Source organism: Pseudoxanthomonas sp. USHLN014 (assembly GCF_037153335.1).
GTDB classification, from domain to species: Bacteria; Pseudomonadota; Gammaproteobacteria; order Xanthomonadales; family Xanthomonadaceae; genus Pseudoxanthomonas_A; species Pseudoxanthomonas_A winnipegensis.
In genome coordinates this window covers 315,665-328,044 of record NZ_JBBCKO010000003.1, presented here as the reverse complement: position 1 = coordinate 328,044, position 12,380 = coordinate 315,665, and the positions used below count along the sequence as shown (strand labels likewise).

General features: G+C 70.3%; 12 protein-coding genes. 8 read left to right on the top strand and 4 right to left on the bottom strand.

What is annotated here, in order from left to right; all coding sequences use genetic code 11:
• Window positions 1-75 precede the first annotated feature (75 nt).
• The 3 genes from WFQ05_RS08400 (at window position 76) to WFQ05_RS08390 (ending at window position 2,436) form a co-directional block, all read left to right on the top strand.
• Entirely contained in the window at window positions 76-672 is a 597-nt protein-coding gene (locus WFQ05_RS08400) for a helix-turn-helix domain-containing protein (RefSeq protein ID WP_337053440.1), read from the top strand.
• Window positions 673-790: 118 nt separating this feature from the next.
• Window positions 791-1,510 (top strand): hypothetical protein, encoded by a 720-nt coding sequence (locus WFQ05_RS08395; protein WP_306995089.1) that lies wholly within the window; start codon window positions 791-793, stop codon window positions 1,508-1,510.
• Window positions 1,511-1,863: 353 nt separating this feature from the next.
• Window positions 1,864-2,436, top strand: coding sequence for a DUF2058 domain-containing protein (locus tag WFQ05_RS08390; protein WP_337053439.1), 573 nt, complete (start codon window positions 1,864-1,866; stop codon window positions 2,434-2,436).
• Window positions 2,437-2,446: 10 nt separating this feature from the next.
• On the opposite strand, the gene WFQ05_RS08385 is transcribed toward WFQ05_RS08390, so the two are convergent.
• Together WFQ05_RS08385 and WFQ05_RS08380 are read right to left on the bottom strand one after the other, a co-directional pair.
• Complete coding sequence (locus WFQ05_RS08385; RefSeq protein ID WP_306995085.1) at window positions 2,447-2,827, bottom strand: VOC family protein; 381 nt, start codon at window positions 2,825-2,827, stop codon at window positions 2,447-2,449.
• A gap of 62 nt (window positions 2,828-2,889) precedes the next feature.
• Window positions 2,890-3,792 (bottom strand): cyclase family protein, encoded by a 903-nt coding sequence (locus WFQ05_RS08380; protein WP_337053438.1) that lies wholly within the window; start codon window positions 3,790-3,792, stop codon window positions 2,890-2,892.
• Between the two features lie 90 nt (window positions 3,793-3,882).
• Between WFQ05_RS08380 and WFQ05_RS08375 the strand changes: the two genes are divergently transcribed.
• Together WFQ05_RS08375 and WFQ05_RS08370 are read left to right on the top strand one after the other, a co-directional pair.
• A complete protein-coding gene (locus WFQ05_RS08375) occupies window positions 3,883-4,725 on the top strand; it encodes a helix-turn-helix transcriptional regulator (RefSeq protein ID WP_306995081.1) in 843 nt (280 codons plus the stop codon).
• A 253-nt stretch (window positions 4,726-4,978) separates the two neighbouring features.
• Window positions 4,979-5,971, top strand: a complete 993-nt coding sequence (locus WFQ05_RS08370; RefSeq protein ID WP_337053436.1) for an MBL fold metallo-hydrolase — start codon at window positions 4,979-4,981, stop codon at window positions 5,969-5,971.
• Between the two features lie 172 nt (window positions 5,972-6,143).
• Here the strand turns inward: WFQ05_RS08370 and ilvD are convergent, their stop codons facing one another.
• A complete protein-coding gene (ilvD, locus tag WFQ05_RS08365) occupies window positions 6,144-7,982 on the bottom strand; it encodes a dihydroxy-acid dehydratase (RefSeq protein ID WP_337053435.1) in 1,839 nt (612 codons plus the stop codon).
• Between the two features lie 161 nt (window positions 7,983-8,143).
• On the opposite strand from ilvD, the gene WFQ05_RS08360 reads away from it, so the two are divergent.
• The 3 genes from WFQ05_RS08360 to WFQ05_RS08350 all read left to right on the top strand — a co-directional run bounded on the left by WFQ05_RS08360 (window position 8,144) and on the right by WFQ05_RS08350 (window position 10,973).
• A complete protein-coding gene (locus WFQ05_RS08360) occupies window positions 8,144-8,680 on the top strand; it encodes a DUF1190 domain-containing protein (protein ID WP_130521638.1) in 537 nt (178 codons plus the stop codon).
• Between the two features lies 1 nt (window position 8,681).
• Window positions 8,682-9,860, top strand: coding sequence for a glutathionylspermidine synthase family protein (locus WFQ05_RS08355; protein WP_337053434.1), 1,179 nt, complete (start codon window positions 8,682-8,684; stop codon window positions 9,858-9,860).
• Window positions 9,861-10,001: 141 nt separating this feature from the next.
• Complete coding sequence (locus WFQ05_RS08350; protein WP_337053433.1) at window positions 10,002-10,973, top strand: hypothetical protein; 972 nt, start codon at window positions 10,002-10,004, stop codon at window positions 10,971-10,973.
• Between the two features lie 36 nt (window positions 10,974-11,009).
• Here WFQ05_RS08350 and WFQ05_RS08345 read toward each other — a convergent pair whose 3' ends face one another.
• Window positions 11,010-12,311, bottom strand: a complete 1,302-nt coding sequence (locus WFQ05_RS08345) for a DUF58 domain-containing protein (RefSeq protein ID WP_337053432.1) — start codon at window positions 12,309-12,311, stop codon at window positions 11,010-11,012.
• Between the last annotated feature and the right edge of the window lie 69 nt (window positions 12,312-12,380).

Below are 12,380 nucleotides of genomic sequence, written 5' to 3'. Positions count from 1 at the left end.
CCAGGGGACAGGAAACACAACACGAAGTGGGTGGGCTAAAATGCGAGGATCGACTCGCATATGAGAATTGTGAGGATGCCCTCGCAAAAGTCAACCCAGGCCATCGCCCCCAAGCGCCAGCGCGGCCGCGATCGCGTGGCGGCGATCCTGGAAGCGGCCACCCAGCTGTTCATCGACCAGGGCGCGGCGGTCACCATGACTGAGATCGCGGCCCGTTCGGGCACGGCAATCGGCTCTCTGTACCGGTTCTTCCCCACCCGCGATGCGCTGGTGGCCACGCTGCTGGAGCGCTACACCGAGGACCTGCACCGGGCGCTGACCGAACTCGAGGCACGCGCCGCCACGCTGGCGCCCGACGCGCTGGCCGATGCGCTGCTCGGCCTGGCCCTGGACCGCAAGGCCGAACGCACGGCCGCGCTGGTCCTGGTGGAGATCACCGGCGACGAGGCCTTGCGCGCACGGCTGCGCGAGGACATGCGCCAGGGCGTGGCCGACATCCTGCGCCAGGCCGGCACCGTACCTGCGGCGCAGGCTTCGGCCGCGGCCGAGGCGGTCGTCCTGCTGATCAAGGCGGCCGGAAGCCTGGCCCTGCAGCCCGGCAGCCAGTCCGCGCTGGACGAACTGCGCCAGGTGTTGCGCCACTACCTGGAGCAGCGCAACCGGCCCCGCTGATCCGCTCGCCGCGTCGTGCCCGGTTTTGCCATCTACAGACAACCGGACAACAACTTTTTAATCCCGTTCCCGGTCATGATGCGCGCTTGCTCGCGGCATCGCGCCGTGGAGGGAAGTGATGAAGTTACGAGTCGCCGCGTCCGCCCTGGTGCTGCTGTGCGCCGCCTGCAAACCGGCTGCCACGCCCGAACCGACCGCACCCCCGCCGGTGTCCGAGCCGGCGCCCGCCGAGTGCAAGGCCAACGCCGATTGCGAGCAGGGCGAGATCTGCAGCAACGGCAACTGCACCGCCTCCAGTGCCGGCGCCAACCCGATCGCGCCCGGCGCGCCGGGCGCTTCGGCCCCGACCCTGCCGCCGCAGGACAACGTGCCCCAGCCCGTGCCATCGCAGGCGGGGCCGCCGGCGATGGCCTCGGTCGGCGACCTGGTGCCCGGCGTGCCGACCTGCAAGGCCGGCGATGGCCGCACGCCGATCCCGGTGTGGAAGCCCTCGGTCACGCCGGACAACGTCGTCGGTAGTGCGCCGCCGCAGGAAGACCATCAGGTGGTCGTGCTCGACCTGGAGTCGCTGCACGAGCCCAAGTGCAACGACAAGGACAGCAACCTGTTCACCGTGGCCTCGAGCGGCGCGCCGGAGGAGGCGCTGCGGATTGGCGTACGCGGCAACACGCAGGAGATCGACGGCGTCTGCCACCTGACCGGCCTCTACCGCACCGAGCTGCTGCCGGCCAAGCAGGGCAAGCGCGGCAAGACCGAGCCGGCCAGGATCGAATTCACCGCCGAGGACGCCTCGGGCATCGCCTCGTCCAACCGGTATTGCGTGCAGGCGGCGCCTTGACGGGTGGCGATGCCGGGTCTGGCGTTCGCCGAGGTATCGACGGCCCGCGGGTTGCACGTCCTCAGGCGCAGCTTTTGTCCTTGAGGGAAGGACTTAAGCTGGGGGGAAACCCAAAGATTTGTCGTTCCCGCGAACGCGGGGACCCATGGACGTTGCTCGACCTGCACGGAGGTCCCTGGATCCCCGCGTTCGCGGGGATGACGGTGGTTGGGTGGCCGGTGATCTGTCACGGCGCGCGCTGAGCGCACAGTGAGGCTTTCGGGAAAGCGGCGCCGCGGCTCGGCACGCCCGCGATGCCGCACACAACCCAGCGCTACACTGCGCGCCCGACGTTCCCACGACACGCTCCACCCATGCGCAATCCCCTGCAGGAACAGCTGCTCAAGGCCGGCCTGGTCAAGAAGGGCAAGGCCGACCAGATCGCCCGCGACCAGGTCAAGGCGCGGCTGGCCAAGGGCCAGGCCAAGCCGCCTGCCGATGCGGACCGGGTCGATGCGGCCCGGCTGCAGGCCGAACGCGCCGAGCGCGACCGCGCCCTGGCCGCCGAGCGCAATGCGCAGGCCAAGCGCCAGGAGCTGCAGGCGCAGATCCGCCAGATCGTGGACACGCACAAGGTCAAGCGCGGCGGCGAGGTCGAGTACCGCTTCAACGACGGCAAGGCGATCCGCACCGTGCTGGTCGACACCGCGCTGCGCGCCCAGCTGGCCAATGGCGCGCTGGTGATCGTGCGCCATGGCGAGGGCGTGGAACTGATCCCGCGCGCCGCCGCGCAGAAGGTGTGCGAACGCGATGCGTCGTTCGTGCTGCTCGACCATGGCCGCAAGGAGGGCGAGGCATCGGCCGCCGCGGCGGACAACGCCACGCCCGCCGGCGACGACTTCTACGACCAGGACCGCTTCAAGGTGCCGGACGACCTGATCTGGTGAGGCGCGCGGGTCACTGACCCGCCGGCGGCTCCCACAGCTCGACCTTGTTGCCTTCCGGATCGATGACCCAGCCGAACTTGCCCTGCTCGGAAGACTGCGTTTCGTCGGACACGTGGCAGCCCTCGCCGCGCAGCACGACCAGCAGCGCGTCGAGATCGGCGACGCGGAAGTTGACCATGAAGGACGCGGTGCCAGGCGACATGTAGGTCGTGTCGGCGGCAAACGGGCTCCACAGCGTCATGCCCGGCGCGCTGCCCTCGCCGCCCCAGTTGAAGATGGCGCCGTTCCAGTCGGCCACCTCCAGACCGAGGTGATCGCGATACCAGGCGGCCAGCGCGGCCGGATCGCGTGCCTTGAAGAAGATGCCGCCGATGCCCGTGACTCGCTTCATGGCGCTGCCTGTGTGGGTGATGGCGGATTCTTGGGCACAGGCGTGAATGAAGCAAGCGCGCCTCAACGCACGCGCACGCCCTTGGCCGCATCCCAGTGCAACGGCTTGTCCGAGCGCGGCAGCGGCGCATCGCGGCGCGGATCGGCGGCCACGCCGTGCGGCCAGTCGGGTGGGCAGATCGCGGTGAAGCTGGCGTAGCCGCCGGTGCCGCCCTTGAACCTTGGGAAGCCGATCGCCACCAGCGCGCCGACTTCCGGCACCTGGTCCAGGTGCGCCACGCCTTCGGCCTGGGCGTAGCCGTGGTGCATCAGCCAGGCCTCGCCTTCCAGCTTGGGGCTGTCGTCGGTGTCCAGCGGCTCGTGCCCGTGCAGCAGGATGTGGCGCTGTTCGTGCAGGAACTTCAGCGCCGGCAGCGACACGCCCGGGAAGCGCGCCAGTTTGGCCAGCGCCGGATCCGGCCAGCGCCTGGACCAGTCCGAACGCACGAAGACCACCGCCCCTTCCGGAATGCGGCCATGGCGCCGCTCGAAGGCCTCGATGTCGGCCACGCTCAGCGCATAGCCGGGGTCGCGCTTGACCTGCTCGACGATGGAGATCACCACCAGCGGGCGCAGCGTGTAGCTGGCCGGCAGTTCGTCGATGGCCGGATACTCCGGCGCCCAGTGCGCGGGCGGATCGAGCTGGGTGCCGAGCTGGTCGGTGGCCAGCGTGTAGCGCGTGGCCTCGAAACCATCCTTGGCATAGGTGTAGGCGTGACCTTCGGCCGGGTCGCGGGCCGGTTCGAACGTCGACGGCCCGAAGCCGTGCCACACCGGGATGTCCGGCGCGATCACATGCGAGAGCGACACGTACTTCACGCCCTTGAGCTGCTGGGCGTAGACGTCCCAGAGGCGGGTGTCGTCGGCGCGCGCCGGCGGGGCGGCAGCGATCAGGCAGGCGATCAGCAGGCAGGGCAGGCGCGGCATGGGAGGCTCCGTGGGCGTGGGCGTCGTGGACATCCTGCCCGCTCGGCGGCGCACATTCGAGCCACGCGCCGCGCGTACCATGCCGGGGCCATGAACCACGCCCTGCCCGCGCGACAGACCCTGCTGGCCGACCTGGCCACGCTGGCCGACTGCGCGCGGGCCGAAGGTTTCGCCTGCATCGCCGCGCGCCGCGAACATGGCGCCCAGTCGGTGGACATCCCCGGGCCGCAGGTGGCGATCCTGCTGCAGGGCCGGAAGCAGGTCAGCACCGCGACGCAGCTGCTCGCGTTCGAGCCGGGCGATCTGTTCCTGACCACCCGGGCCTGCCGCATCGATGTGATCAACACGCCCGATGCCGCCAGCGGCCTGTACCTGACCGCGGTGATTCCCCTGTGCGCCGAGGTGCTGGAGGCCGCGCGTCTGCTCTGGGCCGAACCCCTGCCCCAGCCCGGCCAGGCCCTGGCGCGATTGCCCATCGAGGACTTCGCCACGGCACTGCCGCAGTGGCGCCAGGCGCTGGCCGAAGGACGCTACGCCGAAGCCCGGCTGGTGCTGGCGGGCATGGTGGTGGCGCTGTGCCGGCGCGGACACGGCAGCCTGCTGCTGCCACCCGAGCCAACCCTGGCGGCGCAGGTGCAGGCGCTGGTGGCCGACCAACCGGAGCGCGACTGGCAGTCGCGCGATGTCGAGCAGGCGCTGTCGCTCAGCGGGGCCACCCTGCGCCGCCGCCTGGCCGCCGAACGCACCTCGCTGCGCCAGCTCATCGTCGAGGCGCGCCTGGCACGTGCGATGGAACTGCTCTACACCACGCGCTGGCCGTTGAAGACCGTCGCCGCCCGCGTGGGCTACCGTTCGGCACGCAGCTTCAGCCAGCGCTTCCAGCAGCGCTATGGGCTGGACCCGGCGCGCATCGGCAACCAGTTGCCGGACTAAACGCTGCCACGGCGTTCGCCTGCGTGCCTGTCCATGCATGGGCTGCTTCAGCCGCGGGCGCGCATGCGTTGCCCGCGATGCGCAAGGCTGCGCGTCCACCGCGATCCAGCACAGGCCATGCCGCTGCGCGCAGCGCTCGGCGCGCGGAACACCTGCTGAGCGTTGCGCGCAGCGGGTTGAGCGATTCGCGCGCGCCTCCTCTCCCAGCATGTGTCCAGGGCGCCAGCCGGCGCGCATCCCTGGAGACTTCCGCATGACCCTGTTCTCGCCACGTCTGCTGCTCGCCGCGGCCCTGCTGAGCGCGGGCGGCGCCTGCGCCGGTGCCGCGCACGCCACCGCAAGCGATACGCCCACCACGCAGGTGCCCGGCTATTACCGCCAGCAGATCGGCAGGCTGCGGGTGACCGCGCTGTTCGACGGCACCGTGGCCTTGCCGCGCCAGCAGCTGCTCGGCATCGACGACGGCAACATCACCCGCCTGCTGGACGGCCGCTACGTGCCCGAGGACGGCAAGGGCCTGCAGACGGCGGTCAACGCCTACCTGGTGCAGGACGGCACCCATCTGACCCTGGTGGACACCGGCACCGCCAACTGCTTCGGCCCCGGCCTGGGCCAGGTGCTGAGCAATCTGCGCGCGGCCGGCGTGGACCCGGCGCAGGTGGACGACATCCTGCTCACCCACGCCCACCCCGACCACCTGTGCGGCGTGCTCGATGCACAGGGCCAGGTGGCTTATCCCAACGCCACGCTGTGGCTGACCCGCGCCGATGCGGCCTACTGGCTCGATCCCGCGTCCGAGGCCCAGGCGCCGCAGCCGCTGCGCTTCGCCTTCCCGCTGGCCCGCAAGGCCGTGGCGCCCTATCAGGCCCAGGGACACCTGCGCCTGTTCGCGCCGGGCGATGCGCTGCCGGGCCAGGTGCAGGCGCTGGATTCGCATGGCCATACGGTCGGCCATGTGTCCTATCTGTTCGACGGCGGCGCCGGGCAGCGACTGCTGGTGTGGGGCGACATCGTGCATTACCACGCCGTGCAGTTCGCCCAGCCGCAGGCCTCGTTCGAAGCCGACAGCGATCGCGCCGCCGCCATCGCCGCACGCCGGCGCCTGATGCGCCAGGCCACCGACGCCGGTTGGTGGGTCGCCGGCGCCCATCTGCCCTTCCCCGGCCTGGGCCATATCCGCAGCGAAGGTCAGGCCTTCGCCTGGGTGCCGGCGGAATTCAGCCCGCTGCCGCCGGCGATGCCTTGAAGCAGCGGCGAGCCCTCGCCGTAGAAATCACAAGGGCGCCCCCTGTAGAGCGGAGCTTGCTCCGCTGCATTTCGATCGGATCTCGGGAAAGCTCCAGCGGAGCAAGCTCCGCTCTACAGCGAGGGCGCGACGTGATCCGAAGAGAGTGTGGCTCCCGCCAAGCGCGCTGGCCTCACCCGTCCAGCAGGGCCTTGTCGCGCACGGCGCCCTTGTCGGCGCTGGTGGCGAGCAGAGCGTAGGCCTTCAGCGCGGTGCTGACCTTGCGCGGGCGCGGCTGGGCCGGCTTCCAGCCCTTGGCGTCCTGCTCGGCGCGGCGGGCGGCGAGTTCATCGTCGGACACCAGCAGGTTGATGCCGCGGTTGGGGATGTCGATCAGGATGCGGTCGCCGTCGCGCACCAGGCCGATGGCGCCGCCGGCGGCGGCCTCGGGCGAGGCGTGGCCGATGGACAGGCCGGAGGTGCCGCCGGAGAAGCGGCCGTCGGTGAGCAGCGCGCACTGCTTGCCCAGGCCCTTGGATTTCAGATACGAGGTCGGGTAGAGCATTTCCTGCATGCCGGGGCCCCCCTTGGGGCCTTCGTAGCGGATCACCACCACGTCGCCGGCCTTGACCTCGTCGCCGAGGATGCCCTTGACCGCCGCGTCCTGGCTCTCGAACACCTTGGCCGTGCCTTCGAACACGTGGATGGATTCGTCCACGCCGGCGGTCTTCACCACGCAGCCGTCGCGGGCGATGTTGCCGTAGAGCACGGCCAGGCCGCCTTCGGCCGAATAGGCGTGCTCGACGCTGCGGATGCAGCCCTGCGCGCGGTCCACGTCCAGCGACGGCCAGCGCGTGGCCTGGCTGAAGGCGATCTGGGTCGGGATGCCGGCCGGGCCTGCCTTGTAGAAGGTCTGCACGGCCTCGTCCTGCGCGGTGATCACGTCCCACTTGGCGATGGCCTCGGCCAGCGTCCGCGCATGCACGGTGGGCACGTCGGTGTGCAGCAGCCCGCCGCGCGCCAGTTCGCCCAGGATCGCCATGATCCCGCCGGCGCGGTGCACGTCCTCGATGTGGTACTTCTGCGTGTTCGGCGCGACCTTGCACAGCTGCGGCACCCGGCGCGAGAGGCGGTCGATGTCACGCATGTCGAAGGGCACCTCGCCCTCCTGCGCGGCGGCGAGCAGATGCAGGATGGTGTTGGTCGACCCGCCCATGGCGATGTCCAGCGTCATCGCGTTCTCGAAGGCCTCGAAGGTGGCGATGCCGCGCGGCAGCGCGGTCGGATCTTCGGCACCGTACCAGCGGTGGCACAGCTCGACCGCGGTGACGCCGGCGCGCTTGAACAGCGCCTCGCGGTCGGCATGGGTGGCCACCACGGTGCCGTTGCCCGGCAGCGACAGGCCCAGGGCCTCGGTCAGGCAGTTCATCGAGTTGGCGGTGAACATGCCGCTGCACGAGCCGCAGGTCGGGCAGGCGCTGCGCTCGACCGCGGCGACCTGCTCGTCCGTCGCGTTCGGATCGGCCGCCATCACCATCGCATCGATCAGGTCCAGCTTGTGATCGGCCAGCCGGGTCTTGCCGGCTTCCATCGGCCCGCCGGAGACGAACACGGTCGGGATGTTCAGGCGCAAGGCGGCCATCAGCATGCCCGGGGTGATCTTGTCGCAGTTGGAGATGCACACCAGCGCGTCGGCGCAGTGCGCACTGACCATGTACTCGACCGAGTCGGCGATGATCTCGCGGCTGGGCAGCGAATAGAGCATGCCGTCGTGGCCCATGGCGATGCCGTCGTCCACCGCGATGGTGTCGAATTCCTTGGCCACCCCGCCCACGCGCTCGATCTCGCGCGCCACCAGCTGGCCCAGGTCCTTCAGGTGCACATGGCCGGGCACGAACTGGGTGAAGGAGTTGGCGATGGCGATGATCGGCTTGTGGAAGTCGGCGTCCTGCATGCCGGTGGCGCGCCACAGCGCGCGGGCGCCGGCCATGTTACGGCCGTGGGTGGAGGTCCTGGAGCGGTACTCGGGCATGGCGGTCGGTCTTGAGCGAGCGCGAAGGCTGGCGTGCGGCGGAAAGCCGGCATTTTCCCCCGTTTGCTCCGTTGCTGCTGCAACTGACCGTTCAGCCATGTAAGACCAGGCGCCCGGCACTGCAGGCATCATGGGCCATCGCCCGCCCAGAACGGACCCCGATGAAACGCTCCACCACCACGCGCCTGCTGCTGATGGGCGCCGCGCCCCTGCTGTTCACCGCCTGCCAGAACGAGCCGGAGGTCCGCCAGGGCCTGTACACCACGGTCGAGGCCTGCACCCGCGAGACCGGCGACGCGGCCAGCTGCAAACAGGCCTTCGACAGCGCGCAGAAGCAGTCGGCCGACCAGGCGCCGCGCTACGCCACGCGCGAGCAGTGCAAGGTGGACTGGGGCGAGGACCGCTGCGCCGAGCAGCGCGACAGCCAGGGGCACTCGTTCATCGGGCCGCTGATGGCCGGTTTCTTCATGTCGCAGATGCTGAACAACCGCGCCGGCTTCAACGCCGCGCCGGCCTACCAGAACCGCGACAACGGCTGGCTGCGGCCCACCCCGGGCGCGCGGCCGGACACCTCCGGCGCGTTTCGCACCGGCACCCCCGGCATGACCCCGATCAACGCCACGCCCAACCGCGCGGTGACCGTCAGCCGCGGCGGCTTCGGCGCGCGCAGCAGCGGCCGCGCCAGCTTCGGCGGCTGACATGCGCCGCATCGCCATCACCCCACGCGGCGACTGGCGCGCGCAGGCGGCCGAGTGCGGCTTCGACTTCCACACCATCGACGGCGCGCCGTACTGGGACGAAAGCGCGTACTACGCCTTCACCCTGCGCCAGATCGAGGACGACCTGGAGGATCCCAGCGCCGAGCTGCACGCCATGGCGCTGGACCTGGTGGACGATATCGTGCGCGACGCGCAGCTGCTCGAACGCCTGGCGATCCCGCAGTTCGCCTGGTCCTGGATCGCCGAGAGCTGGCAGCAGCGCCAGCCGCATCTGTACGGCCGGTTGGACCTAGCCTACGACGGGCGCGGGCCGGCCAAGCTGTACGAGCTGAACTACGACACGCCCACGTCCCTGTTCGAGGCCGCGTTCTTCCAGTGGCAATGGCTGGAGGACCAGCGCGCTGCGCAGCGGCTGCCGGCGCAGGCCGACCAGTTCAATTCGCTGCACGAGGCGCTGGTGGCGCGCTTCGGGCAGATCGCGCCCGCCCTGCCCGGCCCGCTGCGCTTTGCCGCCGTGCGCGACTCCACCGAGGACCGCGGCACGGTCGCCTATCTGCGCGACTGCGCGGCCCAGGCGGGGCTGCAGAGCGAGTTCGTCGCCATCGAGGACATCGGCCTGTCCGAGGACGGCCGCTTCACCGACCTGGACGATGGCGTGATCGGCACGCTGTTCAAGCTCTATCCGCTGGAGGACCTGCTGGCCGAGGAATTCGGCCGCGCCCTGCCGGCCTCGGGCCTGCAGCTGCTGGAACCGGCGTGGAAGGCGGTGCTGAGCAACAAGGGCCTGCTGCCGCTGCTGTGGCAGCGTCACCGCGGCCATCCCAATCTGCTGGAGGCGCATTTCGACGATGGCGCGCCGCTGCGCGCGGGCTGGGTGCGCAAGCCGCTGCATTCGCGCGAGGGCGCCAACATCGCCCTGCACCTGGCCGACGGCGGCTGGCAGGAAAGCGACGGCCCCTATGCCGGACCGTGCATCGTCCAGGCCGCCCATCCGCTGACCGCCTTCGACGGCCGCTATCCGCTGATCGGCAGCTGGGTGATCGGCGACAGCGCCTGCGGCATCGGCATCCGCGAGGACGACACGCGCATCACCCGCGACAGCGCGCGCTTCGTGCCGCACGCGATCATCGATGAAGCGCCCGGGGTGTTCTACGCCTGAGCGCGGCGCATTCGGCGTAATCACGCCAGGCAAAGCACGGATTGGCTACATCAGGTCGATAATGCGGCACACTCGCGACTTGCACCCGGCCACCGCATGAGACGCGGGTTGGGCCGCCAGGTGTCCGACAGGGATTTCCGCATGCTCCATAGATTCTTGTTCGCAAGCCTGATTGCGATGACATCGACAGCCATCGCGCGCGAGCGAATCCCGACCACCTACGAAGCCGGACATTTCTTCGTCCATCTACACACGCAAGACGGCCGCTCGCTGCGCTTGGTCGTGGACAGTGGCGGCGCTGGCGGAAGCGGCCTCTACGTCCTTGAGCCCAAGGCGGTGAAGCGACTGCAGCTGCCCGAGATCCGATGTAGTTCGTTCGATTCCGAAACTCCCCTTTACGCGCTTCCGGCGGACCGATGGAAAGGCATTCCGGATGCCCCAGGGACTCCCTGCGGTGCAACCGCACTTGCGGCTCGCACAGGCCTCGGCCAGGGCGACGGCAATCTGGGCGCGGGTTATCTGCCCGCATTCACCTGGACGTTCGACTATCCGGCGAGGGCGCTTTGGCTGGAGTCGCCGGATTGGCGTGCGCCGGCGGGCATGCGTGGGTTGCCGATGTTTTTCCCCAGGAATGCGCGCGGGCAGCGCGCGGCCGGGCTACCGCGGATCCAGTTGGATATTGCGGGCCAAACGCTTTCTTTCCTGCTGGATACCGGGGCAACCGCCAAGCCCACCGCCGAGGGTCTGACCGCGAGTGGCATCGAAACCTTCAACGGTCTCGGCGTGACCTCGTATATCAACACCAGCATCCTCGAACGGTGGCACCGCGAGCATCCCGAGTGGCGCATGGTGAACAACGGGGATGCGCTGATGGGCAGCCGGATCATTGAACTTCCAGCACTGGACGTCGCCGGCTGGCGGATCGGTCCGGTGTGGTTCACCGAGCGTCCCGATGGTGCATTCGACGAGACGTCGGGGATCAGCCAGTACATGGACGCCGAGGTCGTTGGCGCCATCGGCGCCAATGTCTGGCAGCGCTTCACGATGACGCTGGACTATCCCCATGCCACGGTTTGGCTGTCCTGCTCCCACTGTGAGGGCGCCGAGCACTGAAGGCGCGATCCGGCCAGGAACCTGTCGCCTTCCCCGCTACAGCAACCCCTCGCGCTTGACCGCCAGATAGCGTTCGACCAGCGCAGCGGGCAGCTGTGCGGTGGTCACGTCCAGCACCATCACGCCGTGGCCGCGCAGGGCGTCGTGGGCGGCGGCGCGCTGGTCGAGGTAGCGGGCCACCGCGCCGGCCTGGATGGCGCCGGACAGGTCGGTGACCTCGGCCTCCAGCGCTCGATCCAGTTCGGCCTCGCGCAGGCTGGCCACGCACACCAGATGCCGGCGACGCAGCAGGTGCACGGCGGCCAGCAGGTCTTCGATGTCCTCGTCGCGCACGTTGGTCACCAGCATCACCAGCGCGCGGCGGCGCTGGCGCGCGGACAGTTCGCTGGCCATGGCCAGATAGTCGCAGGCGGTGGCCGATGGCTGCAGGTCGTAGGCGGCGCGCAGCAAGGTATCGATGCCGGCCATCCCGCGCCGCGGCGGCACCCACCGGGGCTGCTCGCCGGTGGACAGCAGGCCGGCGGCGTCGCCCTGGCGCAAGGCGAGATAGGCCACCACCAGCGCGGCATTGAGCGCGTGGTCGAAATGCGCCAGCCCGTCCTCGCGCGCCAGCATGCGCCGGCCGGTGTCCAGCACCAGCACCAGCTGCTGGTTCTTCTCGTCCTGGTATTCGCGCGAGATCAGCTTGCCCGCGCGCGAGGTGGCCTTCCAGTCGATCTGGCGCAGGCTGTCGCCGACGCGGTACTCGCGCATCTGGTTGAAGTCGGTGCCTTCGCCCCGGCGGCGCTTGAGATGCGCCCCGACCAGCCGCGAGGCCTGGTCGGCGCTGAACAAGGCCAGCCTGGCCAGCGGCGCGAAATCCGGATACACGCGCACCGCCTGCGGCGCGCCGACCACGCGCGCCTGCTTCCACAGCCGCAGCGGCGAGGCCAGGCGCAGCTGCACGCCGGCGAACCAGGCATCGCCGCGCGCGATGGGGCGCAGCGTGTAGGCGAAGGTGGCGGTGGCGTCGCGCGCCAGGTGCAGCGCGCGCGGCAGGCCCTGCGAGGGCCAGGCGCCCGGATGCAGGTCGAACACCTCCACGCGCTGCGCCCGCCCGGGCGAGGCGAGGGTCAGCTGCACCTCGCGCGTCAGGTCCAGCGCCAGCGCTTCGGGCACGCGGCGCTGTACCTGCGGCGCGGGCCGGCGCCACAGCGACAGCGCATCGAGCAGGGCCAGGCCGGCAATCGCCGCGCCGATGCCCTGCCAGGCCGTCAGCGGCAGCTCGGCGAACAGCACGGCCAGCCCGGAAAGGCCCCAGGCGCACAGCAGTGCGATCAGTGGCGCGGCTGGCCTCATCGCGACCGTGCCGCCATGAGCGCCCGCTCGGTGGGAGCCGCCATGGCGGCGATGAGGCTTTCCCAGTAA

Excerpts from the sequence above, each read along its gene's own strand:
- WFQ05_RS08400 (WP_337053440.1), top strand. The coding sequence starts at position 76 with ATGCCCTCGCAAAAGTCAACCCAGGCCATCGCCCCCAAGCGCCAGCGC.
- WFQ05_RS08395 (WP_306995089.1), top strand. The coding sequence starts at position 791 with ATGAAGTTACGAGTCGCCGCGTCCGCCCTGGTGCTGCTGTGCGCCGCC.
- WFQ05_RS08390 (WP_337053439.1), top strand. The coding sequence starts at position 1,864 with ATGCGCAATCCCCTGCAGGAACAGCTGCTCAAGGCCGGCCTGGTCAAG.
- WFQ05_RS08385 (WP_306995085.1), bottom strand. The coding sequence starts at position 2,827 with ATGAAGCGAGTCACGGGCATCGGCGGCATCTTCTTCAAGGCACGCGAT.
- WFQ05_RS08380 (WP_337053438.1), bottom strand. The coding sequence starts at position 3,792 with ATGCCGCGCCTGCCCTGCCTGCTGATCGCCTGCCTGATCGCTGCCGCC.
- WFQ05_RS08375 (WP_306995081.1), top strand. The coding sequence starts at position 3,883 with ATGAACCACGCCCTGCCCGCGCGACAGACCCTGCTGGCCGACCTGGCC.
- WFQ05_RS08370 (WP_337053436.1), top strand. The coding sequence starts at position 4,979 with ATGACCCTGTTCTCGCCACGTCTGCTGCTCGCCGCGGCCCTGCTGAGC.
- ilvD (WP_337053435.1), bottom strand. The coding sequence starts at position 7,982 with ATGCCCGAGTACCGCTCCAGGACCTCCACCCACGGCCGTAACATGGCC.
- WFQ05_RS08360 (WP_130521638.1), top strand. The coding sequence starts at position 8,144 with ATGAAACGCTCCACCACCACGCGCCTGCTGCTGATGGGCGCCGCGCCC.
- WFQ05_RS08355 (WP_337053434.1), top strand. The coding sequence starts at position 8,682 with ATGCGCCGCATCGCCATCACCCCACGCGGCGACTGGCGCGCGCAGGCG.
- WFQ05_RS08350 (WP_337053433.1), top strand. The coding sequence starts at position 10,002 with ATGCTCCATAGATTCTTGTTCGCAAGCCTGATTGCGATGACATCGACA.
- WFQ05_RS08345 (WP_337053432.1), bottom strand. The coding sequence starts at position 12,311 with ATGAGGCCAGCCGCGCCACTGATCGCACTGCTGTGCGCCTGGGGCCTT.